Consider the following 25,474-nt stretch of genomic DNA (forward strand, 5'->3'; position numbering starts at 1 on the left):
CGGGTCTTGTACAAAGTCGATCGCTCCGAGGCCAAGTTTTTTCTCTCAACCGGCCCCTACAAATCCAAAATCGTCACTTATCGGTTCGCGTGTTCTGCCAATAAAGCCTTCGCTCTCGGCTTGTAAATCAGATAAAACAGCGCTTCTATGTAGCGGAGCATATCTTCGCGGTTTTCCTGAGACGAGTAGTTCCAGAAACCGTAAGTCTTGGCCAGAGTCAGCAGCCTGCTAGTGTGAATTTTCCAGGTATAGGTGCTGTAAACTCGGTCAATTCCTCGCGTTGAAATTTCATACCAATAGTTGGGATTTTGTTCGCATTTAGAGAAGAAATCGAGAATCTTTTGGGCAGTTTCCTGGTGGTTAGTCGGGTTGATATAAAACCCATTTACCCCATCTTGAATGATTTCCAGCGGGCCGCCAAACTGTGTCCCAAAAGTGGGAATGCCGGTAATCATTGCTTCGAGAATTGTCAAACCGAAAGCTTCAAATAAGGCTGGCTGAACAAATATACCTTGGCCATCGGCGATTACCCGGTAGATTTCGCCGGACAGGCTTTTGGAAAGCCGCACTCCCAGCCAGCGAATTTTACCGTGCAGGTTGTATTGCTCGATAATTGTGTAGAGCTTTTTAATTTCTTCTGCTTCTTCGTAATCTTCGGTTTCTTCGACTCTCAGCTTGCCGGCTACCAGAATTAAATTGCATTTTTCTTGCAATTCTTGGCTTTTACCAAACAATTCTGCTAAGCCTGTCATGTTTTTAATGCGATCGAGCCTGGCCATCGAAAATAAAGGGCGCTTTTGCGGGTCGTCGAGCGTTCCGAAGACCTGTTCGGGGTCTTCTAGGGTAAACAGCAGTTCGTTGAGCCGATCGCGATCGCCCTGCACCCGGTCTTCTGTCCGCGTGTAAGGAAAATACACGCTTTCGTTGACTCCCGGCGGCACAACATTAAATTTAGGGCTGAACAATTCAATGCCGTTCACAACGTGGTACAAATCCGGCATAGTAAAACAATTGTACGATTCGTACTGCCCGACACTATCGGGTTTACCCACAATCTCTTGATAGGTGCTGCTGATAATAAAATTAGCCGCATTCATCGCAATTATATCAGCAGTAAATTGCATCGCGAAATGATATTTTTCTTCAGATTCTTGCCAATAAAGATTGCTGAACAAATATTTAGATTTTTCCAGCGCGTGGGCTATATTACACTGAGTAACCTTCAGTTTTCTCGACAGCAAAAATGCTACCAAATTGCCGTCTGAATAATTGCCAATAATTAAATCCGGTTTCCCCTGAAACTCAGCCAGCAGTTCGGTTTCGGCATCGATCGCGTAAGTTTCCAGATAAGGCCAAATCTCGAAACGCGAAATCCAATTTTGAGTTAGTTTGGGATTGAACTCCCGGAAGGGAACCCGCAAAATCCAAGCATTTTCGGTGCCGTGAACTTTTTCTAAACGTTCGTTGCAGCGCGTGCCGTCGCTGTTAGCAATTAGCCTGGTGAGAATAATTACTTTAGGTTTTGCGCCTAAACTATCGAGACCGGCAAGATGAATGTCTTCTTGCAGTTGTTTCTCTAAATTTTTGGCTTGATCTAGGACATAAACTACTTGTCCTCCCGTATCCGGCCGCCCCAAAACTCCTTCTTGGCCGAACCAGCCGTGAGGAGAAACTAGGACGATTTTGAAAATCATCGGGATGCGAGAAATAAATGCTTCTAGGGTTTGCGGATCGGGGGAATCGATTAATTCGTCGAGAATTCCTAGGGTTTCTCCGACGCGGGCTGCGGTATTTCCCCAACCTGCGTCCAAACCCATCATTTGCAGGACAAATCGAAATCTTTCGTAGGGTTCGTCTTCAGAAAGTTCGCTGACAAAGGTGAGGGCTTTTTTGACTTGTTCTGAAAGTTGTTCTTGGGTTTTTATGCGATCGTTAATTAGTAACTGTACGCCGTTGTAGCGGTGAATGCGCAAGAAATCAAATAGAGTTTCCTGCCACTGTTTGGAGTCTTGAAACAGTTTGCTGGACAGGTATCGGTTGAGGAATTGTACTCCTTTGCCGATATTTTTGGGGTCGCGAATGGAGGGGGAATAGTCGTAAAACGGGCCGAAATCTAGTTCGAGGATGTCGCCTTCTTGGGGGTGAAAGTGGTTGACGAAGCGATCGCGCACATCGAGCAATTCTTGCACTGTCATCGCTTCCAGTGTCAAGTCATCTCCCACTCGCACTATTTCCATTGTCGCAATTTTTGGCCGCAGCAGGACGCAAAGGCTGGCCTCTTCGAGAATAATTTCCTGAACGTAATAAATCAGTTTGCTCAAATGAGAAGATTGATGGAACTGTTCGGGCTTTTCGTATTTGGTACAGTAGGCGGCAAAAGCGCTAACTATGTCGTTTCGCAGTAAATATTTATTCCCCAAAGCCCGCAAATCGCTGGCAAACTGCCGCAAGTCGGTTTTTTCGTCGCTGGCAATAACAGCCTGAAAGAGTTCAGACATACATACTCCCTTATTTGAAATTTTTTATTTGACCTGAAAAATAGAGCGATACTATCTGAATATCGCCCTATCTTTTCGAGCGCCTACTTTTTTTAATCTCATTTTAAAGTCTGCAATCTGAAATTGCTATCCGTCAAATGACATAAAATTCTCCGTATTTGTGGCGAATGTAGCGGACAAAGGGATCGATACTTAAAGGTGAACCGGTAACGCGATCGATCAATTCGACAGGAGTGTATTTGCGGCCGTGCTGGTAGATGTTTTGTTTGAGCCAGTCGTGGAGTACGCTGAAATTGCCCTGTTCTATTTGTGCGGGAATTTCGGGATTGTTTTTGACTGCGGTTTCGTAGAATTGAGCGCTCATCAAGTTGCCGAGGGTGTAACCTTGGAACATTCCGCCGATCGTCCCGACGTACCAGTGAACGTCCTGCATCGCACCATCGCTGTCGGTGGCGGGGACAACGCCGAGGTCAGTTTTATAGCGTTCGTTCCAGGCTTCGGGTAGATCACGGACGGCTAGTTTGCCCTCTACCATTGCCAATTCTAGGTCAAAGCGGATGGCGACGTGGAGGTTGTAGGTTACTTCGTCAGCGTCGGTGCGGACGAGCGATCGCGCGACTTTGTTAATTGCCCGGTAAAATGCGTCTGGGGATACGTCGCCCAACTGCTGCGAAAATAGGCTTTGTAGTTGCGGGTAAAAACACTGCCAAAAACCGCGACTCCGCCCGACTAAATTTTCCCAAAGTCGCGACTGGCTTTCGTGCACACCGGAGGAAATGCCACCGGCGAGAAGTGTGCCTTCAAATTCCGATGAATTGCCGAGTTCGTAGAGGGCGTGTCCGGCTTCGTGGATGCTGCTGAAGAGGGCTTGATCTAGGTGATCTTCGTAGACACGGGTGGTGATGCGCACATCGTCTATGGAGAAGTTGGTCATAAATGGGTGCAGGGTGGTGTCCTGCCGTCCCCGTTGGAAGTCGTACCCCATGCGTTGTACTACTGTGCGGGTGAATCCTAGTTGCTGGGCTTCTGGGAAGTTTTGGTGCAAGCAGGAGTCGTCGGCGGGAGGTTGGGAGGTGATGGCTTCGACTATCGGCACTAATTCTTGACGCAGTTGGGCGAAAAGTGGGCGCAGTAGGGATACTTTCATGCCGTAGTCGCTGCGATCGATCAAAGGATCGGCGATATGTTCGTATCCGGGGAAAAAGTCGGCGTACTGTCTGCTTAATTCTAGGGTTTTTTCGAGATAGGGTTCGACGGTTGCGAAGTTGTTTTCTGCTTTGGCTGTGGCCCAAACTTCGTAGCAGTCGGCTTGGTGGCGGCAAAGTGCGGACATGAAGGCTGCGGGGACTCTGGCGGCGCGATCGTAGTCTCTGCGGGCGATGCGGATCAGGCTGGCTGCGGTGGAGTCGTAGGGAAGGGTTTGTTCGTAGAAGCGCAAGTCTTCTAGGAGTTCGCCTATTTTGGGGTCAGTAAATTTTTCGTGGGATATTTGTTTGAGAGTTGCCAATTGACGGCCTCTGGCAGTTGCACCTTTGGCGGGCATATAAGTCGCCTGATCCCAATGCAGCAGCGACGAGGCTGATTCGATGTCAGTAACTTCTCTGAGGTGGGCTGCAAGTTGAGCAAATTTTGCTTGAGTTTTGTCTAGGGTTTGCATGATTGGGGTTGGAGGTACTGTTTTGCCTAAAAAGGTTACAGTGCGGCATTGGTATCCATCAATCATTGCTACCCTGAAATCAAGCTAAAAACCGCACTTCTTCCCGTATTGTACGCAATTTTGAGTCATTTTGGCATAGTTTCCGGTATTTGTCCGGATTTAGTTCGATCGCCCTTGATAAGTTTTCGATAGCTTTCTGGATGCTGGTTGCTACAGCTTCGGGGCTGTTTGTGCGATCGCCCACGGCTTTTTCTAGGGCCCAGACGCAGGCTTTTTGATAGTAAAGATTTGGATCGTCTGGTGTGATGGCTATGATGCGATCGTAGGAAGCGATTGCTTCGGTAAATCGTTGGATTTTTTTGAGGGCGACAGCGCGGTTGTATAAGGCTTCGATGTTGTCTGGCTGCAACTCTAAGGTTTTGTCCCAAGAGGCGATGGCTTCTTCAAACTGTTGTAAGTTGGCCAAGGCCAGGCCGCGGTTGTACCAGGTTTCGCTGTCGTCTGGCTTGAGTTCGATCGCTTTGTCCCAGGATACGATCGCTGCTTCAAATTTTCCCATTTGGGCGATCGCCGTGCCGCGTTTGTTCCAGACTTCGGGGGAATTCGGGCGTAGTTGCAGGGTTTTGTCGTAGGAGGCGACGGCTTCGGGGTAGAGTTTTTCATCGGCTAGGACTAACCCGCGGTTGTACCAGGCTTGATACAAGTCTGGTTTTAGTTCGATCGCTTTGTCGTAGGATGCGATCGCCGCTGTATTTTGGCCGGAGTGTTTCAGGGCGAATGCTTTGTTGTACCAAGCTTCGGAGTAGTCTGCTTGGATGGCGATCGCTTTGTCGTAGGAGTCGATCGCTTCTGATAATTTTCCCAAGTTTACGAGGGTGTTGCCGCGGTTCGTCCAAGCTTCGTGATAGTTTGGCTTGAGTTCGATCGCCTGTTCGTAGGAGGCGATGGCGTCTGAGAGTCTGTTGAGCTTCCGCAAAACGTTGGCGCGATTATACCACGCTTCTGCATTTTTTGGTTTAATTTTTAAAGATTTGTTGTAAGCGGAGATCGCTTCGGGTAGCTGTCCCAATTTTCTGAGGGCTACGCCTTTGTTGTACCAAGCTTCGTGAAATTTCGGTTCAAGTTCGATCGCCTTTGACCAGGATGCGATCGCCGCTGATAGCCGTCCCATTTCTTCTAGGGCGTTACCGCGATCGTACAGCGTTTGAGCTTTTTGGGCGTTGACGGAGCTGATTTTTTCCACGGAATCGAGGGGCTTTTCTTTGCTAACTACATTTTGCAAGGGTTTTCACCTCATTAATTTTATTTAAAATTGTCGCTTTTGCTTTTATATTAAGGTTTCGCTGGAGTTTGAAGGCGAGCGATCGCCGATAATTGATTATTTATGGCAATTCTACAAGAACTCTGCCATCTTTTCAACTTTGCCTGTTATACACGCAAGTATTGAGTTTCAACGTATAGATTAATACTTATTTTTTCCGCTAATTGCGTAGAAGAGCAGAAAGGGCGATCGGCATGAGGTATGACAAACCTCACCCCAAACAGCTAAATTTTCACCTTCACAACGAGGGGGAAGGGCCTAAATGGTTTACCGTCAGCTACGGTATAAATGTATTTTTATGAGTCAAGAATCGAACCAAAATCAGGATCGATCGCTACTGTTTTAATCCATTCTGAGTCGTGGAATGGCTTGCCATCAGCTAAAGTGTAGATATCTTCGGCTGAGTCTCTAAGGGAATCAAAGGCTGGATTTGCGATCGCAACTTTTAGCCATTCATATTCTTCTAATTTTGCTTGCTTAATGAGGGCAGCTTCTAGTGCTTCCAGTCGCTTCAGGTCAGTATAACTAATGATAGCAGCGATCGCCTTTCCTTCTTGTTCTATAACGATTCGTTCTCCTGTATCCTCAATACTGGCGATGAGTTCTGGAAATCTGTCATCAATTACAGTTACATTTAGTTGAGTCATCTTTCTTTTGCCTCATTATTAATTATTCTATCAGATCGCGTCTGCTAGCTATCACTATTCAAGAATCAAGGCTTGAAACTGAGGGTGCGATCGCACGTTGTCAAAATCCGAGTCTGTTTTTGCCATTGCTCGGTATTTGTCAGGATTTAAGGCGATCGCCCGCTGCAAGTTGTGAATCCATAAATCGAGTCGAGCGTGGAGTGCATACTTATTATAAAATGCTTTTATGTCATGAGGAAATTATACCGTATTCGGTAGCAGCGGTTGTGTTGCTCAGCAGGTCAGAAACCTGATGGTGACAATTTATGCAATAAATTTTAGACTGATATCCATACCTATAGCCAGTTGCTACAATGATAGATATCCTAAATCTGTGGTGACGATGAACGTTATTCTTGCCATACCAGAAGATCTGCAAACCTATATTGAAGCTCAAATTCAGGCAGGGGCTTACACCAGTGCGGTAGAGTATTTCCTAGATTTGGTGCAGCAAGATCGCCAGCGAAAACAGGCACAAGCCAAGTTAGAAAATTTGTTGCAAGAGGGTTTAGACTCAGAGGGAGAACCTGTGAATGCTGCATACTGGCAGAAGTTGCGCGCATCGGTTTTCGGTGGCGATTCGCAACAGACATGAGTTATCAGTTAATTGTCAAAAATCGTGCTACTCAAGATATCAGGCAACAAGCAAATTATATTCTGGTAAATGGAAATGCTCGTACTGCCGAGCGATTTCTACAGTTAGCTGAAGCTACTTTTGCCCAATTAGCGACGATACCGGGAATGGGGAAGATCGTGCGATTAGTATATTCTCGCATGGGGGAAATTCGTCAGTGGCGAATTAAAGATTTTCAGGATTATCTAATCTTTTACCAAATTCAGGACGATCGGGTGGAAATTCTTCGGGTTTTGCATGGTGCTCGGGATTTGGAAGACATTTTATCTAACATCGATGAAGAAGTTTAACCTAGTGCAGCCTGATTGCTGATCGATCCAGTAACAGAAGTTCGATCGCCCCAATTCCGCGTTAGGTGCGATCCTCTTCGAGGGCTTAGCTAACGAACTATTCTTTAATTAACGCTTTAAATTTTGGGTGCCATCGCACTTTGTCAAAATCCGAGTCTGTTTTTGCCATTTCTCGGTATTTGTCAGGATTTAGATAGATCGCCCGCTGCAAGTTTTGAATAGATAAGTCAACCTCACCATGTAACGCATAGCAGCAAGCTTTATTATAAAATATGTCGGGGTCATCTGGTTTGATTTCTAAGGCTTTGTCGTAGGAGGCTATCGCCTCTTCCCATCTGCCTAATTTAGCCAGTGCATTGCCCCGATAGTTCCAGGATTCGTGATAATCTGGTTTGATTTCTAAGGCTTTGTTGTAGGAGGCTATCGCCTCTTCAAACAAGCCTAATTGAGCCAGTGCATTGCCCCGATAGTACCAGGCTTCGTGTTTATCTGGTTTGATTTCTAAAGATTTGTCGCAGGAGACGATCGCCTCTTCAAACAAGCCTAATTGAGCCAGTTTAGAACCCCGATTGTACCAGGCTGCGTGGTGGTCTGGTTTGATTTCTAAAGATTTGTCATAGGAAGCTATCGCCTCTTCAACCCTTCCTAATTTAGCCAGTGCATTACCCCGATTGTTCCAGGCTTCGTCTTTATCTGGTTTGATTTCTAAAGCTTTGTCGTAATTGGCTATTGCCTCTTCCCACAAGCCTAATTGAGCCAGTGCATTGCCCCGATTGTACCAGGCTGCGTGGTCATCTGGTTTGATTTCTAAGGCTTTGTCGTAGGATGCGATCGCCTCTTCAAATCTTCCTAAATTATACAGTGTATTGCCCCGACAATACCAGGCTTCGTGATAATCGGGTTTGATTTCTAAGGCTTTGTCGAAGAAGGTGATCGCCTCTTCAAATCTTCCTAAATTATACAGTGTATTGCCCCGATAATACCAGGCTTCGTGATAATCGGGTTTGATTTCTAAGGCTTTGTCGAAGAAGGTGATCGCCTCTGCATATTGTTGAGAATAGCCATAAAGTAAAGCTTGTTCAAAAAACAATTTAGCTTTTTGTTCTGGTGTTTGCCCATCTTCATCAATTAAAGCTTGAATTCTCAGCAATTCCCGTTTTTGTTGGGCATTTAAAGTTTGTTCATCTTCTATATTCATCATTTATTCCTCTTCATCAAACTCTCAATTTTCCAAGTATAACCGTAGGGTGCATCAGGGGAAAATCCTTGAGTAAGTGGTTAAAATCTTCGGCCATGACGCACCTAAGAATCACTATTTTGTCCGGTGCGTCGCTATGAGATTGTCGAAATTTAGTTAAGAATTTTTCATGGCGACACACCCTACCACTAAGCTAATAATACCAAATTCGCCGTCAAAACCAATTCTGGAAAAGTCGGCGAAACAATTTGTTCGTCACCTTGAAACAGAGTGCGCCGATATTTCCCTTCAGCATTTAGCGAAAAAACAAATACCGTCGGAACTTTCGGGTTTCCCAAATACTCTCTTTTCCCAATTGCCAAATAATCAATAATCCAGTATTCAGCAATACCCAAACGTTCGTATTCATCTAGCTTGTCAACATAATCATCTTCCCAATTAGTTGATACTACCTCCACAGCTAACTGAATCGGCGATTCGAGTGCGGTATAGGATTTGCGTTGGGCACGCCACAAAGTGCGATCGATAACACTGACATCAGGAACTCGTCCTTGCTCTGTACCTTCTTTTGTGGTAGTTTGGATCGTGATGCCTCGTTTTACGACATAGTTGAGTTTTTGCCGATCGCACTCTTGATAAAACTGTCTGTCTGCAAATTCAGCAACGTCATCGTGATTTCTGGTAGTTGCCATTTTGACAATCTCTCCGTTCACCAATTCATAGACACCATCTTCCGGGCAAATTTCAATAAATTCGTTAAAACTTACTTTTTGTTTGGTGGTTGCAATCATTTTTTTATTATTCCTCGACTCGACAGTGAGTCTGGTGCGTCGCTATGAGATTGTCTGTCAATATTTATGGCTTGTCAATGGCGACGCACCCTACAACTTTAATTAGGTAGAGAGGAATAAATTCCTCACTACGAACCTTTGTTTTTAGGCTTGGTATTTTTTCAGGGTTGCGACTTTTTCGGGGAAGATGTCGATCGCCATTTTCTCATCATACCTAGTCGCGAGCGAGCGGCGCACCTCGCCCAAAAACAGCGGCTGCGACAAGCCAGGTTCGGGATGTACGATCGTCCGAACTCGGATTGTCATGTAGTCTCTGCCACTTCCAGAGCGCCCTGGAGAGTACAAATCAGCAGCTACTTGCCGCATCGTTGCTTCTAACTCTGATTCAGTGATCGAAGGTGGCACGGTAACTACTGTTTGAGCGCCGCCAGTATCGTAAACTAAAGAATAGCGAACTGCGCCGGGAATTTCTGTGCGGGTAAACAATCCCAAACCGAGACCGAATATACTCGCAGCAATTACCGCCATAAAGCTGCTCACTCCTACCAATCGGAAGCGAAAACCCCATTTGAATATAAATGCTATGATTGTTAAAACAAACAAAGCCGCTGTCAGAATTCCCGCCCATTGAGCGTACATTAAAAGATTAGAATTTACGTTCATTTTTTGACTTTTAACTGTTGACTGTTGACTGTTGACTAATGACTAATGACCAATGACTAATGACTAATGACCAATGACCAATGACTGATGACCAATGACTAATTAGCCTTTTCTGGCGACAAGCAGATAAGTCATCATATCGCCTTTTCCCTTCACCGAAATCACGCCGCGCTCTTCAAAAATGTACTTGTCCTGCAGGCGCTCGTAGGTAGCAACTGTCACCTGAATGCCGCCCGGTACGCCTTGAGATTCCATCCGGGAAGCTGTATTTACTGTGTCGCCCCACAAATCATAAGTAAATTTTTTAGTACCGATGACACCGGCTTCTACCGGGCCTGTGTGAATGCCGATGCGGATGCTCAGCGGCTGTCCTCCCTTGGTGCGCATCTTAGCGATTGCTGCTAGAATGTCGATCGCCATTTCTGCAATCTTTTCGGCGTGGTCGTTAGTCTCTTTAGGCAAACCGCCAACCACCATATAAGCATCGCCGATCGTCTTAATTTTCTCAAGTCCGTAGCGATCGGCCAACTCGTCAAAAGCTGAAAAAATCTCGTTGAGCAATTCCACCAACTCGGCCGGCGACAAATGAGCCGAAAGCTTCGTAAAACCGACCAAATCGGCAAACATTACTGTGACTTCAGCGAAACTGTCGGCGATCGTAATTTCCCCTTGTTTGAGGCGTTGTGCGATCGGGCCTGGTAAAATATTCAGCAGCAAACGCTCTGACTTTTCCTTTTCCAGCGCCAACTCCCGCAAATACGTCTGTTCCTGATCCCGCAGCCGCTTCTTTTCCAGACAAGCGCTAATCCGAGCCTTCAGCAATACCGGATTGAAAGGTTTAGAAAGATAATCCTCCGCCCCCAACTCAATACAGCGGACAATACTATCGATATCGTCCACCGCCGAAATCATAATCACCGGGATGTGGCGCAAATTCTCGTCTGCTTTCAGATTTTCCAGCACCTGATAGCCGTTCATTAACGGCATCATAATATCCAGAAGCACCAAATCAAACGGCTCGCTGCGCATCAGTGCCAGAGCTTGCACACCATCTTCAGCAACAGTCACCGTGTGGCCTTGACGCTGAAGTCGGCGAGCCAGCAAATCGCGGTTCACCTCATTATCGTCAACAACCAGGACGCTGCCTTCGCCAGTTTTCATTGCATGGCCTCTTTCAGAAGCGTTTCGATCTTACTCAAAAGTCGGGGAAATTCCACCGGTTTGGTGTCATAATCGTCGCACCCGGCCGCTAAACACTTTTCACGATCGCCCGCCATTGCGTGAGCTGTCAGCGCAATCACCGGAATCGTTTTAGTTGAAGGATCTGCCTTAATTTTCTGCGTGGCTTGCCACCCGTCAAGCACTGGCAGACTCATATCCATCAGAATTAAATCCGGTACTTTGTCGAGGGCCATCGAAACCCCCTCAGCACCGTCAACTGCAATAAAAACCTCATGTCCCTTGCGGGCCAGACGCCTAGAAAGCATATCTCTATTCATTTCGTTGTCTTCGACCAACAGGATTTTAGCCATTGGTGTTCTCCTTGCCTTTCGAGTCATACCTGCGATCGAGCCTGTCATTCACTATAGAACGAACATCACGTAGTAAAGTATCGCAACTGTAGACTCCCTTGTGTAAAACCCGATCGACATAACCGTTGAGTTGCTGACTTTCTGCGGTAGTCAGGTCTTTAGCGGTAATTACGACGATCGGTATAGGATCTTCAGAATGCGACTTGCGAAGTTCAGCAATCAACTCAAAACCATCCATTTCTGGCAGCATCAAATCCAGCAAGATCAGGTGGGGGCGAGCAACCGCTAGCTGTTCAAGAGCAGTGCGTCCGCAGTCAGCTTCCGTCACAGCCCAGCCTTGTTTTTCTAGTATGCGCCGCAGTATTTTGCGGGTGGCATCATCATCTTCCACAACTAATATCTGACAGGACAAACTGTGAGCCACAACGCCGTCCTTGTCGCGTCGGTACTTATTCAACAAAGCAACCAGTCGTTTGCCGTCCACTGGTTTGGTGAGGTAGTCCGAAGCGCCCAATGCAAAGCCGAGGCTTTTGTTGCCCACAAAGGATAGCAGGATTACGGGAATTTCGGCAAGATCAGGATCTGCCTTCAGGGCGGAAAGCACCGCCCAGCCGTCCATTCCGGGCATGATCACGTCCAGGGTAATCGCGTCTGGCCGCAGTTGCTTAGCGAGCATGAGGGCTTCCTCGCCGCTACCGGCGACTTCTATGTGCAGTCCTTGGCGAGCCAGGGCACGCTTGATCAAATCCTGTGAAATAGGGTCGTCGTCAACTACCAGTACCGTGCCGACAGCAGGTGCATCTGCTACCCTAGTGCTGTCGCGGACTTGGTTGGCGATTTCCGGCTGTTTGATGGCGCTGGGCAAGAGTACAGTGAAAGTGGTGCCTTCGCCCAAGGTGCTGCTTGCCTCAATGTTACCACCCATCATCTGACAGAAGCGCTGGCTGATAGCTAGTCCCAAACCGGTGCCACCATATTGCTTAGTAGTTGAGGCATCAGCTTGGGTGAAAGGTTGAAAAACTCGCTGCAATTGCTCTTGTGTCATGCCGATGCCGCTGTCGGTGACGCGGAAACTTAAAAATTCGGAGTTAGAAATTAAAATTTGGGCAGATTCCTCTTGATTTTTCATTCTTAATTGTTCATTGGTAATTCTTTCAACTCCGATCGCAATTTTCCCGTTTTTGGTAAACTTGGCAGCGTTGCTGAGCAGGTTCAGTAGCACTTGCCGGACTTTGGTCATATCGGCGTGCATGGTGTCGAGGTTTTCTGGACAGTAAACTTCTACCGTGTTGCCGTTTTTTTCGACTAGCGACTTGGCCGTGGCGACAGCGCTTTCAATTAAGTTATAAATGTCGAAGTTTTCTAAGTAAAGATCCATTCGACCTGCTTCAATTTTAGATATATCTAGGATGTCATCGATCATCGACAGCAGGTGTTTGCCGGCGGTGCGGATTTTTTCGAGGTCTGAGACGAAGGTTGGATCGCCAGAGTCTTCGGCTTCTTCTTGAAGCATTTCGCTATAGCCGATAATGGCATTGAGGGGCGTGCGCAATTCGTGACTCATGTTGGCGAGAAATGTGCTTTTTGCCCGGTTGGCTGATTCTGCTACTTCTAGGGCCGATTGCATGGCGGATTCTGCAAGTTTGCGATGGGTGATGTCAATGACTGTGCCTTCATAGTACAAAACCCTGCCACTTTCGTCACAGATGCTGCGGGCGTTTTCGGAAATCCAGATCGTGCTGCCGTCTCGGCGGTATATTTGGGATTCAAATTTTGAAATTTGGTGGTGCGCGGCTAATTGGGCTACAAACTCCGCCCGTCGGTTGGGGTCAACGTAAAGTTGGCGGTTGAGGTTTGCGAGTTCGGCGAGCAGTTGAGCGACTGTTTCGTAGCCGTAAATTCCGGCTAGTGCAGGGTTGGCGCTGAGGTAACATCCGTCTGGGGCGGTCTGGAATATGCCTTCGACTGCGTTTTCAAAGATGCTGCGGTATTTGGTTTCGGCTTGTCTTAAAACTGTTGCTGCGCGGTGGCGTTCTAGGACATTGGCGAGCATTTCTCCTACCATTTTTAGAGGAGTGGATATTTCGGTCGATCGATCGACTGCGGGTTTGCAACTGTCTAATCCGAGAAATCCTACTAAATTTTTACCGCACATTAGCGGAATAATGATTAGCGATCGCGGATTTTCTTGCGGTTTTTTTAATTTAGTTTTTCGGGAATGTGCGATCGCTGTTTGGGATGAGGAATCAGTCAGGAATTCTGCTGAATTTTTGCCTGTCAACCGGGCAATTTCGGCTTGGACTCCGGGCGGAAGTTCGCTGATTTCTCTGATGTGCAGGCATTCGGCGCGATCGAGCTTTTCTGCAATCCAAGGAATTTGTGCGATGTCTATTTCTTTGTCGGTGCTATCTGTTATTAACGCAATGCCGTCGCAGCAACACTCGTAGGTTTTGTGGGCGCGAGTTTTGTCGAAAGATAACAGGTAGATGTAACTGCGATCAAAGCCGCTGAACTGGGTGATTGCTTCGAGAGTGCGATCGATGCCTTTGTCTATTTCCGATCCGAGCTGGCCGATCAAATCGGTTGACAAACTGACAATCAACCCATCGAATTCTACTCGATTCTGCAAAGATTGTGTTACTTTTTGGCGATCGGTAACGTCTCGAAAGCTCCAGACTCTGCCGACTATGTTCGCTCCGACTTTTGATGGCAATGAATTAAATTCGATAAATCTTCCGTCTTTGAATTCTAATATTTCGCTGATTTTAGTATCTGGATCTGCCGACACTTCGATCGCCTTTTGGATAAATGCTTGGGGGTCTTTTAATGGTTCTCTGGCGAAGGAGAATCCTGTGGCGATGTTGTTTTTGATTGAGCTTGTGGGCGATCGGCTCAACTTTCCTGCTGCTTCAGACCAACCCCACATTTCGACAAATCTCTGATTATAATGGCATACATTACCGTTGTTGTCAACCGCGAGAATTCCAGCATCGGTAGATTCTAGAACTGCTGGCAGCATCGAGAGTGATCCTTGGTGTTCTTTCATCTCAAAAAACACCAAAACTGATATTTCGCTCCCATCAATTGCGGGATTGAAAAAATAGGAAACTGGTAAGATTTTGCCATCGCGACAGAGAAACTCGTCGTCCCAATTGCTGCAAGGTTGACGGTGGGCGATCGCCTGTTGTAAAGATAGTGTAGGTGCGATCGCCCCATCTGCACTTTTGCTTCGTTTCTGTTTCCGATCCGTCAAAACTGGGGATTTCTTGCCTTGCTGTTGCTGACTGGCGATGCGCTCTAGCAGCGCCACGCCTGTAAGTTCCGACTCTCGCCACCCCAGCAAGCGCTCAGCCTCTGGATTCACCGAGATCACCAACCCGTTGCCGTCTAGGATACACAATCCCGCCCCTAAAGTGTTGACAGTGGATCGCAGGCGATCGAATTCTGAAGCTGTTGGAGAATCTTGAGGGGATTGGGGCGAGGATGTCAAATCCTGTAGCGCCAGCGGTTGCTGCTGACTTGGAGCGCCATCGTAGCTACAACTTACCTGCTCTAAGAATAGCTGCCACTGCTCGGCAGTGGGAGGGGGGGACTCGCCGGCTAAACCGAGCTGTTCGAGTTGGCGCTGGAGGTGGGGATGCATAATTTCTGGCGCTGGGAAGGCAACTTTTTACAGTATATCTTTTAAATTAATAGTATATATACGCAGGTAGATATTTAGTGAACAGGTAGGCGATCGAACTCTATCACAAATTTTATGGATCAGGCGATCTGGAGCATTTCTATCCAAAATATTTAAAAATGTGCTACTTCTATTTATAACAAAATCCCGGAACAAGAATCAATAAAAATGACAATCTTAGCAATTCATAACATCCTAGCCCTCTTGACGGTTGCTGTATTATCAAATAAATTTAGATTGTTAACAAGCCAATCATCGGAATATCGAATTCACTCAAAAAATGTATCATCAGAGCAAGTTAAATGACGCTAAAAAAAATCATTCTGCACCACAACTCGCTTTTGGGGATAGCTAGATTTAAGTGAAAAAACTGGGTTGATGGATCGAGAGTATTTCGGGTATGATAAAATGATTGGAGTTTTTTAGCTGGTAGCGAAAGAATTAGCAAATTGCGGAAGCTAATAAAATTGGCAGACACCGACTACTCACAAAAATTATTATTGATCAGATTTTTCTAGGAAGAACGAAGTTTCGACCAGCATAGCTGGCAGTCGAATTGTAAAAATAGAACCTTTCTCCAACTCGCTGAATGCGGTAATGTCTCCGCCCATCATTTCGCAGAATTTCTTAGTAATTGTCAGCCCTAAACCAGTGCCACCATACTTCTTAGTAGTTGAGGAATCGGCTTGGGTGAAAGGATCGAAGATTTTGGCTAACTGTTCGGAACTCATGCCAATGCCGTTATCTTTGACTGTAAAAACAATCCGATCTTGAGAGGAAGATAAGGAAGAGGAGCTATTTTCAGATGGGCTAATTCCTCTATAGGCTCCAATTTTTTTGCGTCTCTGGGCAGTCTCGGCGGGGGTTTCGGCACAGCGGGTAATGCTGAAAGTAATCGCGCCCGATGAGGTAAACTTCAAGGCATTGCTGAGGAGGTTGAGCAGGGACTGGCGGAGTTTAGTTAAGTCGTTCTGCATCGAGCCAATATCCTCAGGGCATTGTATTTCTAAGATATTGCTATTTTTGTCTGCCATCGGCGCGATCATGGCGACTACTTCTTCAACCAGATTTAAAATGGTGAAGGTTTCGATGTGCAAGTCGATGCGGCCTGCTTCAATTTTAGAGAAGTCGAGAATATCTTGAATTAGCGCTAGTAAGTGCTGGCCCGCCGTGCTAATTCTTTGGAGGTCGTCGATGAACTCTTCGGCACCAATATCTCGCGCGTCTTCTTGCAGGAGCTCGCTGTAGCCGATGATGGCGTTGAGGGGAGTTCTGAGTTCGTGACTCATATTGGCGAGAAAAATGCTTTTCGATCGATTTGCAGCTTCGGCGGCTTCTTTTCCCCGCCGGAATTCTTCGGAACGCAAGCGTTCGGTGATGTCGCTAGTCATGATTAAAACGCACTGACTGCTGCCGAGGTCGATGAGTTCTAGAGAGAGCAGCCAGTCGCGCAATTCGCCGGCTTTGGTGCGAATTTTGATTTCTTGGTTGCCGATCGAATTTTGTTCCTGCAACATCTGGGCAAGCCGCCGCCCGTCTTCTGAATTGACCCACATTCCTAATTCGTTGGCGGTGCGACCGATAAATTCGTGCTGCCGCCAGCCTAATGAGCGCAAAAAGCTTTCGTTGGCATCGAGGAAGCGTCCGTCTGTGAGGGTGCAGATGCTGATGCCGACTGGGGAGGCGTGAAAAGCCTTGGAAAATCTTTCTTCTGAAGAACGCAGGGCGACTTCGGCCCGCTTTCTGTCTGTGATGTCTTGGACGGTGCTGGTGATGTAGAGGGAGTTGACTGCTGCTTGTTCGCAGACTGTGCGGTTGCTGCCGTCGGGGAGTAGGAGCCTGTAATCGATGGTGTAAGGCTGTTGCTGAAATAAAGCGGCTTCGATCGAGCTTTTGACCAATTCTCTGTCTTCGGGGTGCACGTATTTCAAGAAGGCTTCGAGGCTGGGTTCAAAAGTTCCCGGTTGCTGTCCCAGGATGCGATAAATTTCCTCTGACCACCGCAAATGCTGGCTGTTGCGGTCTAAGTCCCAGTTTCCTAGCTGGGCGATGCGCTGGGCGTTGGCGAGGCTGGCTTCGCTGGCGCGCAGCGAGGCTTCTGCTTGGTTGCGTTCGGCGACGGTGGCGGCCAAGACTAAGCCTGTGACGGCGATGACGGCGATGAAGGCTTGCAGGGATAACAGTGCTTGGGGGATGCTGCTGGCGTGTTTGAAAAAGGGGCCGCTGCTTCTGGCTATGCCCCAGATGGCGAAGCCGCAGAGGATGAAGTTGGAGAGGGCCGTGTAGCGCTGGCCGAATCGAAAGGCAGCCCAAACTACTAGGGGAAATGGTAAGTATTCCAGGGGGTAGCGGGCGTAGGCGGCGCGGGTGCGGGAGCAGAAGACGAGCCAGCCGATTGCTAGCAACAGCAACAGCCAAATCGCTCGTTCAGCTATCTGTTTGGGATTAGTTGGGACTTTGGGCAATTTGCGCCAGGTCAGCAGCAGCGGGGCGACGAGCAAAATTCCCATCGCGTCTCCTACCCACCAAGTCCCCCAAATTGTGCCAAAATTGCTCCACTTAGATAAACCAGTCAGGCACACGATGATGCTGCCGATGGTGGAGTTGATCAGGGTAGATGCGAAGGCTGCTAGTCCGACTATTCCTAAAACGTCTTTGAGCCGATCGAGTCCGGCGCTAAAGTTAATTCGCTGTAGCAGATAAGTTCCCGTCCACGCTTGCAAGGTTCTGGCGCCCGCTGAGATCAATGCCGTGGCGATGTTGGTCGACGGTGCGCTCATGCTGAACAGGAAGCCTCCGATCGCAATTCCCGGCCACAGTTGCCGCCCGAACAGCAGCAGGGCGACTTGGGCAATTCCTGCTGCTGGCCACATGGGGTAGATTTCCGAACTCAGGGTGAGGGTGGAAATTGCGAATTGTGATGCCAAATAGTAGATTAGGGCGATCGCCCCTACTGCGAGGAAGTACCGCCAGGAATGTCCTTTGATGGCGTTAAGGAACTTTTTCTGCATTGTCGTTTGGGGAAAAGGTTAACGGTTGTTGGGGTCTCAGTAGGTGGCACGGGACGGGCACAGGGTAGGGAAAATCCTTCTATTAGGTGATCGTAGGTCATGGGTGGTAGGTAGGGGGAGAATCTGTTGAGATCTAGCCTTTCGAGCTCTCATATTAGGTACGCGAACGGCATAGGGCATAGGGCATAGGGCATAGGGCTATCCTCACTTTTTTTGAGAACCGATATAACTTTTTGTGGAGCGGTTGAGGGTTCGGTTTTTTTGCTGTGCGATCGCATCTGGGTATAAATTTCGGGAGCATCCCTTTTTTGCTAATATATCGGTGATGGCTCAGCATTCGGTGGGTTAATTTTTGGTTTTTGTTAAAGATTTATGACCGAGCCACTGCGGGTGTCTTTTCGTGTCGGGCGATCGCAACTCAATTCATCCTAACATTTTGCACCATTCTCAATAATATAGCAGAAGGAAGAAGGAAGAAGGAAGAAGGAAGAAGGAAGAAGAAAGAAGAAAGAAGGAAGAAGGAAGAAGGAAGAAGGAAGAAGTAATATAATAACTCATGTTTCCGAAATTAAGAACGTCTTCACTGTCTGGGCGGTTGCTATACCAAATAAACCGATAACAGCGAAGCTAAATCTCAGATTTTAGGTAAGTTAGTGGCAAGAAACCCGGTTTCTGACTAGAAGTGCAGGCGGGAATGATTTTCATGAGATTTTCAACCAATTAATCGAGTTTTCAAGTCTTTCCTCGAATACAGTGAAAGCGGAGAATTTACATCAAAAAAACATTCTCTATTTCCCTTTGATTGTTGCAATAGAGTGATTCTCGAATTTCGTGAATAATCGCCATTTCTCTTGCCAATGAACAATGACCAATGACCAATGACCAATGACCACTGACCACTGACAAATCTGTACCTCACTTTGCAATATCTAAAGTTAGTGTCAAACGCTCTTGAGCTTCTTTAAGAGCGTCTTGGGGATTGCGGCCGAGAAGAGTTGCTTCTATGGCGCGGCCAAGGTTTTCTGACACGCGAGAGTAACCTGAGATGATTGGGCGCGATCGGGCTGATTTCATTTGTGCTAAAAATACTCCCAAAACAGGGTTTTTTTCGACAAAACTTAGATAAGCTTTGCTCTCTCTTGATTTTAAGTTAATTGGCAAGTAACCGGTTCCCAACGCCCAGGCTGTTTGGAATTCTTCGCCAAGAACGTATTCTAAGAATTCAAGGGCTGCTTTCTCGTGTTCTGGCGAGGTTTTCATTAAAAATAAGTTTTCACCACCAACAACGGTTGCGGGGCGTTTGAGGGCGGGTATAGGCATCACTGCGTAGTCGATCGCGCTTTGCTGCAATTGTGTTAGAGTCCACGGCCCGGTGATTTGCATTGCAACTTTGCCGGCGATGAAGTTGTCGAGTTCGTAACCGCGTTCGGGTGCTGACAGTATTCCTGAACCTTCTGTTAATAAGTCCTTCCACAATTCCAAGGCCGCGAGAGAACCGGGATTGTCAATTTGGGGTACAGGAGTTTGAGGTGTTTGGCCCAAGAGTTCGCCGCCGGCGCTGAACATGAATGGCAGCCAAGTAAAAACTGTCCATTCTCCTTGGCCTAGGGGGAGCACTATACCGTGTTGATCTGTGCGTCCGTCTCCGTTGGTGTCCTTGGTGAGCGATCGGGCTGCTTGCTTTAATTGCGCCCAATTGTGCGGCACTTCTTTGATTCCTGCTGCGGCAAATAAGCTGGGACGGTAAAATATTCCTGTATTGTTGGTGGCTAGGGGAATTGACCAAGTGTGTCCGCCGAGTTCCATTGACTCGAACAGTGACGGATCGATTTCGGCTTTGATGGGGGATTTGTCGAGCCAGGTTTCTAGGGGTTTAAGTGCTTGCAGTTCTGCTAGTTTACCGGCCATTGTGGGAGTATTCCACAGCAAATCTGGCGGTGCATTTCCGACAATTGATGTGAGGATTTTTGGCAGTTGTTGGTCGGGTTGACCGATGTAAATTTGTTCTACTTGGATGTGGGGATGTGTTTGGTTGAATTTGTCCGTGAGAGTTTTAAATACGTCCCGATTTTGCGGGGGATTGATGCCGTGCCATAGTGTGAGTTTAATTCGATCGCTGTTTTTTGAAGTGTTTTGGCAGCCACTTAATATGAGTAAATTTAAGGCCAGAAAAAGGCAGCAAATTAGTTTAAATTGCATTTTAATTGTTTGGGATATTTTGGATATAATCATTTTTTAGTTGCCTTCAGGGAGGAAGATTTTTTTAACCGCAGATGAACGCGGATGGACGCGGATGGTTAGAGGTTGTTCAACTATTGACAGTTATACCATTTTTCTAAAGATTTGCTATAGATGAATTGCGAATCCCCCCCTTAATAAGGGGGGGTTGGGGGGGTAAAATCTAGCGCTACTTTATGAAATTGGTATTAACAGATGAGGGCGACTTCTAACTGGAAAGCAGAGGATGATCGTAATCAATAGTTTTCTTTTAATTTCTCCCTAACAGGAAGAGGCTTTAAACTAATTCTTTCTGGTGCAATCAAAGTTTGCGTCATTCCTGGATAATTATTTATTTTCCAACTACAATCGGTACATAGTTATTATTTTGGTGACTCGCCATGAATAATGCCCTGCCAGATCCCGGACACAATAACCCGCAATCTCAACTCAATGATTTTCTGCAATCTTTAGACACCGAAAAGCCGCAGACGGTGCAACATTCAGACCTAAACTTAACACCAAATCATTTACCGGACTATTCTAAGCAGCCTAATTTTATCCAGACTAACCAACCAGACATTGTACCAGATTTCTTTCAAGCTGCACAAGCAGACAGTAACCAAAACCATGACTCGCATCAAACATCAAGCCTAGATTCCCATCATCAACAAGTTTGGACAGTCAACTCTTCGTATATAACTGTTCCTGGGGGCGATCGTACCATGAACGGCCCCCACATTGACATCCGGGATAACGGTCACATTTATCTGCATCAGCTAAACGGTCACACCGTTGATGTCGGTGATGTTCGAGGCCATGCCATGTATAATTCATCTGGGTGGGAAGTGGGTTACTTCAAAGACAATGGAGAAGTCTATAAATATAATTATCACTCAGGGGATAATTTTATATGTAAAATAGAGAACGGTCACATTTATAATGTAGACCATCAAGAAATAGGACGCGCTGATACTAATTTGGAAGGTGCAGCCCACCTGTTATTTGTAGTAGGAGGAGGCGCCAAAACTTAATTGATGAATTCTGGGTACGCGGGGGCTGAGAAACCGGGTTTTTTCCCAAATATCTGGTTATCACCCCAGGATTTACCAAAAACCCGGTTTCTGTCGGGTAGACGAGAGGGTGAGAAACCGGGTTTTTTCCCAAATACTTAATTCTCAACCAAAAACTCCCGAAAAACCCGGTTTCTTGGAGACAAAGAGGAAATCAAAAGGATCGATATATAATGGTAACATACCTTTGTCGAGGCATAGTTAACTATGAGCGTTAGTTTAAGTATTGCAGAAATCAAAGAAATTATTGGACAGCTACCAGTTTCAGTATTACAAGACTTACTACAGCAAATCCAAGAACAAATAGAAACTGAGAAATTCATGCAGCTAGCCGAAAGTGGTTTCTCTGAGTGGTACGATCCAGAGGAGGATATTTATGAGTCAAAAACCTAATCCCGGAGAAGTCTGGTTAGTTTCTTTTCCTTTCAGTGATTTAAGTATCAGTAAACTTAGGCCAGCTTTAGTTGTAGCTAGACACCGCCAAGAATTAATTATTTTAGGAATTTTCTCGAAAATCCCCCCTGGTAATTTACTTCCAACTTGGGTATTGATTGCAGATACAGATTCAAATTTTCCGCAGACTGGTTTGTTGAAAACATCTCTAGTTAGGGCAGATAAAATTACTACTGTTAATGAGTCAGTTTTTGACAAAAAGTTGGGCGAGTTACCATCGGATTTGAGCAGATTAGTCAGTTTAGCCTTGAAAGTTTCTCTTAATATTGTTAACGAACTTTAACCATTAACCACTGGAGGAAATTTTATGACGAAAGCATTACCAGGCAAAAAAAGTGTTTTGGTTCAGATTAGAGATGATGCTAATGCGAAACTTTTTCCGACAAAAGATCAAGCAGATATCCAAGCTGAAACCGCTCTCTCTATTGCTAACATCAATGCAGATACTGCGATTTCTATTGCCAAGATTAATTCAGAAAACGCTAATAAACAAATAAAACTACAAGAAAATATTTCTATTCTCCAAGCCTTGCAACATCAAGCCACCCTTGATGTCACAAGGGAACAAGGTGAATCAAACCGAGATTTACAGCAATACCTCGCAGAAATGAATATTGCTTTTCAAGCTAATGAAGGCACACTTAACCGCGAGTTACAAGATAAATTAGCGCAATTAAATTGGGATTTTCAAGCCAATGAAGGCCAACTCAACCGCGAACACAGCGCCCAACTAGAAGTATTGCGCGCCGAATTGCAAAAATTCTGCATCGCCGAACAGCGTCAACTCCAACTAGACTTAAAACAGTTAGATTCACTCCTAGCACGAGAAATTGCTCAGGCAAATCGCGAAACAGCAATTGCCGCCATTGTCAAGCAACAAAACCTACAAAATTCCCCAATTCTCGTCACCGCTGAAAACATTATTGCCAACATCAACCCTGAAGATACACCCATTTTACGAGTTTTCTTATCACCACCAGTCTTGACTCACGATGCTGCTAAACCAAATCAAAACTTTCCGGTATCTGAGGAATTTTTAAGCAATTATCTGCGAAACTTCCTAGACAAGTATATCACCGAGGGCCGGCCAGTGCAATTTATGGGCGGTTATTGGCGGAGTAATGTTTTTCGGGAAGAAGCGGCGGCGGAAAACTTATTTGCAGGTTTGCGGGTAATTCCCACACTCATTTTAGACTCATCCGCCACGCCCGATGACTTTTATTTGCGCTTTGGCTTTTGGCATATTAATTTCAAAAAATATCGTTACCAAACCCCAATTCATCAATTACCTTGGGTTGAGGTATTGTATGATTTTGCTAAAGAACGGGCTGTGAATTGGCAAGGGAAACGACAAGCGTATATTGACTCTGGTAAGCCTGTGGCTGATTTCGATAGCCGTTATGGTGAGGAAACAGTTCAAGGCTATCAGCAAAATTTACGAATTTCGGAAATTGAACGCGGTGCGCTAGAGGAAGGAGAAGATTTAAGCGAAATTCATCGCCCTTATCATTTGCACAAAAATGATTACAATGATTTGGCAGAATTTATCGGAATACTCCATGCTGTATTCGCGGGGTTAATTGTTGATGAATATTGTCTGATGTTTCTGCCTCCCGATGAGCGAAAAACACCTTTATTACCGCAGTTTCTCCCAGAAATGTTGGAAAAAATGCCCGCTGAGGAACAGCAGATTATTATAGAAATTGCCGTGGGTTATTATCAGGGATTGTATGATAATTTGGCTGAAGAAGAGTCGGCATTAATTCCTGATTTGCGTTTAGATTTAGCTGTATCTCTGTTGAGTTTGGCTGACAAACAGTGGGCAGCAGCACAGTTATATTTGTCTGTCCAAGATTGGTTAAAATTGCATGGTTTGCCTATTCCAGAACAAAGTCAGTTATTAAGTGTTTTGGCGGCAGCTTTAACCATTGATGATTTTCCCTATGTAACCCAGCTAAATCAATGCTTGCAAGGTTTGGGAGCGGATTTACAACTAAGCGTCATTGAGTCTTATTGGCAACGGGGTTTACAACGGGCAAAAAATGGGGAATATTCCTTGGCAATTGCTGATTTTAATCAAGTTTTACAGTTAGACGATTCTCGCTTTGAGGCGAATTTTCAGCGCGGTTTGGCTTACGATCAAATTGGTGAGTATCAGCGAGCGATCGCAGATTTTGACCAGGTATTGCGACTTAATCCCAATGACGCTGATGTTTACCACCATCGCGGCTTAGTTTATCAGAAGTTAGGACAGTTAGAACAGGCAGTTAAAGATTTTAATCTGGCCTTGCAACTCAATCCGAGTTTACCGGATGTACTGCACATTCGCGATGTGGCTTTGGGTGTATTAGAGAATAGAAAACAGGAAGCAGAAGTAAAAATTCAACGCCGGGAAGCAGAAGAAAGGGAACGTCAACAGCGGGAAGCCGAAGCCGAACGTTTGCGCCGGGAGGAAAAAGCGAGTAAAGGTAAAGAATTTACTTTTGAAATCATCACGGTGGATAAGCAGGGGAAACCAAGTAGTAAGAAGTCGGGGAAGGCTTATCAAAAAGAGGAAGATTTAGGCAATGGGGTGAAACTGGAAATGGTGCAGATCCCAGCGGGTAGCTTTATGATGGGTTCACCGTTGGAAGAAGGTAATGATAATGAACGCCCGCAACATCAGGTCACTTTGGCCCAACCATTTTATATCGGGAAATATGCCATTACCCAAGAACAATGGCAAGCGGTGATGGGAAATAACCCTTCTGATTTTAAGGGTGCGAAGCGGCCTGTAGAAAAGGTATCGTGGAATGATGCGGTAAGTTTTTGTCAGAAGCTATCGGAGAAAACCGGGAAAAACTATCGTTTGCCGAGTGAGGCGGAATGGGAATATGCTTGTCGGGCAGGTACGACTACAGCTTTTCACTTTGGCCCAACAATTACCCCAGATTTAGTTAATTATGATGGCAATAATCCCTACGGTTCTGCACCCAAAGGACTTTATCGCCAAGAAACAACGCCAGTGGGGAGTTTTCCGCCGAATGCCTTTGGCTTATACGATATGCACGGGAATGTTTGGGAATGGTGTGCTGATCCTTGGCATGGCAATTATAACGGTGCACCATCTGACGGTAGTTCGTGGACAACTGGAGGAAGTTATAACCGAGTGCAGCGTGGAGGTTCGTGGGCCTACAATGCGGTCTTTTGCCGTGCTGCCAACCGCAACTACTACTCTGCGGGCTACTCGGACGGGCTCAGCGGTTTTCGTGTAGTGGAGGCTTTGGCTCTCCAGCCGGAAGCCGAAGCCGAACGTTTGCGCCGGGAAGCAGAAGAAAGGGAACGTCAACAGCGGGAAGCGGAAGCCGAACGTTTGCGCCGGGAAGCAGTAGCAATAGTACCTCAACGTAAAGCAGCCGTAGCGGAACCTTTGGACTGGAAGGAAGAAGATAGCGCAGGGCTGTCTTGCCTGTGTGTAATCTTCTTTGCTTTTTTGCTCTATTTCATTTTCCGGTAGTGCGTTAGCGCTTTAAAAAAAATTCAGAAATGATAGCAAATCCGATTAAATAGACATAATTTCGGTAGGGGCGGGTTCACCGAAATTATGTCTATCCATCGACAAACAATAAAAACCCGCCCCCACCCTACCGAGATGTTAAATAATTGATGGAATATAAGAGTTGTCTGAAGTTATTGGTTGGGTGGGGGCGGGTTTATAGATATTTGGGATGTCAATTAGAGATTGTTGGTGAACCCGCCCCTACAGGTTTTATTGAAGATTTTACCAAT

At 46.2% G+C, this 25,474-nt stretch carries 19 protein-coding genes; 7 read left to right on the forward strand and 12 right to left on the reverse strand.

The window, feature by feature from the left end; genetic code table 11:
- Positions 1–77: 77 nt before the first annotated feature.
- The 4 genes from K4039_RS01665 to K4039_RS01680 form a co-directional block, all read right to left on the reverse strand.
- On the reverse strand, positions 78–2,498 hold the full coding sequence (locus K4039_RS01665) for a sucrose synthase (protein WP_265233378.1): 2,421 nt from the start codon (positions 2,496–2,498) through the stop codon (positions 78–80).
- A 133-nt stretch (positions 2,499–2,631) separates the two neighbouring features.
- Positions 2,632–4,155, reverse strand: a complete 1,524-nt coding sequence (locus K4039_RS01670) for a carboxypeptidase M32 (protein WP_265233424.1) — start codon at positions 4,153–4,155, stop codon at positions 2,632–2,634.
- A gap of 79 nt (positions 4,156–4,234) precedes the next feature.
- Positions 4,235–5,437 (reverse strand): tetratricopeptide repeat protein, encoded by a 1,203-nt coding sequence (locus tag K4039_RS01675; protein WP_265233379.1) that lies wholly within the window; start codon positions 5,435–5,437, stop codon positions 4,235–4,237.
- A gap of 335 nt (positions 5,438–5,772) precedes the next feature.
- Positions 5,773–6,123 (reverse strand): type II toxin-antitoxin system Phd/YefM family antitoxin, encoded by a 351-nt coding sequence (locus K4039_RS01680; protein WP_265233380.1) that lies wholly within the window; start codon positions 6,121–6,123, stop codon positions 5,773–5,775.
- A 292-nt stretch (positions 6,124–6,415) separates the two neighbouring features.
- Here K4039_RS01680 and K4039_RS01685 point away from each other — a divergent pair, with 292 nt between their 5' ends.
- Complete coding sequence (locus tag K4039_RS01685; RefSeq protein WP_265233381.1) at positions 6,416–6,757, forward strand: hypothetical protein; 342 nt, start codon at positions 6,416–6,418, stop codon at positions 6,755–6,757.
- Complete coding sequence (locus tag K4039_RS01690; protein ID WP_265233382.1) at positions 6,754–7,086, forward strand: type II toxin-antitoxin system RelE/ParE family toxin; 333 nt, start codon at positions 6,754–6,756, stop codon at positions 7,084–7,086. The genes K4039_RS01685 and K4039_RS01690 overlap by 4 nt, the downstream gene beginning before the upstream one ends.
- Before the next feature lie 97 nt (positions 7,087–7,183).
- On the opposite strand, the gene K4039_RS01695 is transcribed toward K4039_RS01690, so the two are convergent.
- The 7 genes from K4039_RS01695 to K4039_RS01725 form a co-directional block, all read right to left on the reverse strand.
- Entirely contained in the window at positions 7,184–8,287 is a 1,104-nt protein-coding gene (locus K4039_RS01695; protein WP_265233383.1) for a tetratricopeptide repeat protein, read from the reverse strand.
- Positions 8,288–8,472: 185 nt separating this feature from the next.
- Complete coding sequence (locus K4039_RS01700) at positions 8,473–9,075, reverse strand: Uma2 family endonuclease (protein ID WP_265233384.1); 603 nt, start codon at positions 9,073–9,075, stop codon at positions 8,473–8,475.
- 144 nt (positions 9,076–9,219) lie between these two features.
- Positions 9,220–9,738, reverse strand: coding sequence for a Ycf51 family protein (locus K4039_RS01705; RefSeq protein WP_265233385.1), 519 nt, complete (start codon positions 9,736–9,738; stop codon positions 9,220–9,222).
- 102 nt (positions 9,739–9,840) lie between these two features.
- Positions 9,841–10,899: an adenylate/guanylate cyclase domain-containing protein gene (locus tag K4039_RS01710; protein ID WP_265233386.1), complete on the reverse strand. Its 1,059-nt coding sequence runs from the start codon at positions 10,897–10,899 to the stop codon at positions 9,841–9,843.
- Positions 10,896–11,270, reverse strand: a complete 375-nt coding sequence (locus K4039_RS01715; RefSeq protein WP_265233387.1) for a response regulator — start codon at positions 11,268–11,270, stop codon at positions 10,896–10,898. Before K4039_RS01715 ends, K4039_RS01710 begins: the two co-directional genes overlap by 4 nt.
- On the reverse strand, positions 11,263–14,913 hold the full coding sequence (locus K4039_RS01720; RefSeq protein WP_265233388.1) for a response regulator: 3,651 nt from the start codon (positions 14,911–14,913) through the stop codon (positions 11,263–11,265). The genes K4039_RS01715 and K4039_RS01720 overlap by 8 nt, the downstream gene beginning before the upstream one ends.
- Before the next feature lie 536 nt (positions 14,914–15,449).
- Positions 15,450–17,963, reverse strand: coding sequence for an MASE1 domain-containing protein (locus tag K4039_RS01725; RefSeq protein ID WP_265233389.1), 2,514 nt, complete (start codon positions 17,961–17,963; stop codon positions 15,450–15,452).
- 359 nt (positions 17,964–18,322) lie between these two features.
- Here K4039_RS01725 and K4039_RS01730 point away from each other — a divergent pair, with 359 nt between their 5' ends.
- Positions 18,323–18,508: a hypothetical protein gene (locus K4039_RS01730; RefSeq protein WP_265233390.1), complete on the forward strand. Its 186-nt coding sequence runs from the start codon at positions 18,323–18,325 to the stop codon at positions 18,506–18,508.
- A gap of 370 nt (positions 18,509–18,878) precedes the next feature.
- On the opposite strand, the gene K4039_RS01735 is transcribed toward K4039_RS01730, so the two are convergent.
- The gene (locus tag K4039_RS01735) at positions 18,879–20,162 is read right to left on the reverse strand and encodes an ABC transporter substrate-binding protein (protein ID WP_265233391.1); all 1,284 of its coding nucleotides are present in this window, start codon (positions 20,160–20,162) and stop codon (positions 18,879–18,881) included.
- A gap of 419 nt (positions 20,163–20,581) precedes the next feature.
- On the opposite strand from K4039_RS01735, the gene K4039_RS01740 reads away from it, so the two are divergent.
- The 4 genes from K4039_RS01740 (at position 20,582) to K4039_RS29725 (ending at position 25,202) form a co-directional block, all read left to right on the forward strand.
- On the forward strand, positions 20,582–21,214 hold the full coding sequence (locus tag K4039_RS01740; protein WP_265233392.1) for a hypothetical protein: 633 nt from the start codon (positions 20,582–20,584) through the stop codon (positions 21,212–21,214).
- Positions 21,215–21,460: 246 nt separating this feature from the next.
- Positions 21,461–21,646, forward strand: coding sequence for a hypothetical protein (locus K4039_RS01745; RefSeq protein WP_265233393.1), 186 nt, complete (start codon positions 21,461–21,463; stop codon positions 21,644–21,646).
- Complete coding sequence (locus K4039_RS01750) at positions 21,630–21,989, forward strand: type II toxin-antitoxin system PemK/MazF family toxin (RefSeq protein ID WP_265233394.1); 360 nt, start codon at positions 21,630–21,632, stop codon at positions 21,987–21,989. The genes K4039_RS01745 and K4039_RS01750 overlap by 17 nt, the downstream gene beginning before the upstream one ends.
- Positions 21,990–22,013: 24 nt before the next feature.
- Positions 22,014–25,202 carry a tetratricopeptide repeat protein gene (locus tag K4039_RS29725; protein WP_321161494.1) on the forward strand — a complete coding sequence of 1,063 codons (3,189 nt, stop codon included), beginning with the start codon at positions 22,014–22,016 and terminating at the stop codon, positions 25,200–25,202.
- Positions 25,203–25,474 lie beyond the last annotated feature (272 nt).

Source organism: Lyngbya sp. CCAP 1446/10, assembly GCF_026130175.1.
Lineage (GTDB): Bacteria > Cyanobacteriota > Cyanobacteriia > Cyanobacteriales > Microcoleaceae > Microcoleus.

Coding starts and splice junctions, on each gene's coding strand:
- K4039_RS01705 (WP_265233385.1), bottom strand. CDS start 9,738: ATGAACGTAAATTCTAATCTTTTAATGTACGCTCAATGGGCGGGAATT.
- K4039_RS01700 (WP_265233384.1), bottom strand. CDS start 9,075: ATGATTGCAACCACCAAACAAAAAGTAAGTTTTAACGAATTTATTGAA.
- K4039_RS29725 (WP_321161494.1), top strand. CDS start 22,014: ATGACGAAAGCATTACCAGGCAAAAAAAGTGTTTTGGTTCAGATTAGA.
- K4039_RS01735 (WP_265233391.1), bottom strand. CDS start 20,162: ATGCAATTTAAACTAATTTGCTGCCTTTTTCTGGCCTTAAATTTACTC.
- K4039_RS01740 (WP_265233392.1), top strand. CDS start 20,582: ATGAATAATGCCCTGCCAGATCCCGGACACAATAACCCGCAATCTCAA.
- K4039_RS01710 (WP_265233386.1), bottom strand. CDS start 10,899: ATGAAAACTGGCGAAGGCAGCGTCCTGGTTGTTGACGATAATGAGGTG.
- K4039_RS01670 (WP_265233424.1), bottom strand. CDS start 4,155: ATGCAAACCCTAGACAAAACTCAAGCAAAATTTGCTCAACTTGCAGCC.
- K4039_RS01715 (WP_265233387.1), bottom strand. CDS start 11,270: ATGGCTAAAATCCTGTTGGTCGAAGACAACGAAATGAATAGAGATATG.
- K4039_RS01685 (WP_265233381.1), top strand. CDS start 6,416: ATGGTGACAATTTATGCAATAAATTTTAGACTGATATCCATACCTATA.
- K4039_RS01745 (WP_265233393.1), top strand. CDS start 21,461: ATGAGCGTTAGTTTAAGTATTGCAGAAATCAAAGAAATTATTGGACAG.
- K4039_RS01695 (WP_265233383.1), bottom strand. CDS start 8,287: ATGATGAATATAGAAGATGAACAAACTTTAAATGCCCAACAAAAACGG.
- K4039_RS01720 (WP_265233388.1), bottom strand. CDS start 14,913: ATGCATCCCCACCTCCAGCGCCAACTCGAACAGCTCGGTTTAGCCGGC.
- K4039_RS01665 (WP_265233378.1), bottom strand. CDS start 2,498: ATGTCTGAACTCTTTCAGGCTGTTATTGCCAGCGACGAAAAAACCGAC.
- K4039_RS01750 (WP_265233394.1), top strand. CDS start 21,630: ATGAGTCAAAAACCTAATCCCGGAGAAGTCTGGTTAGTTTCTTTTCCT.
- K4039_RS01680 (WP_265233380.1), bottom strand. CDS start 6,123: ATGACTCAACTAAATGTAACTGTAATTGATGACAGATTTCCAGAACTC.
- K4039_RS01725 (WP_265233389.1), bottom strand. CDS start 17,963: ATGCAGAAAAAGTTCCTTAACGCCATCAAAGGACATTCCTGGCGGTAC.
- K4039_RS01690 (WP_265233382.1), top strand. CDS start 6,754: ATGAGTTATCAGTTAATTGTCAAAAATCGTGCTACTCAAGATATCAGG.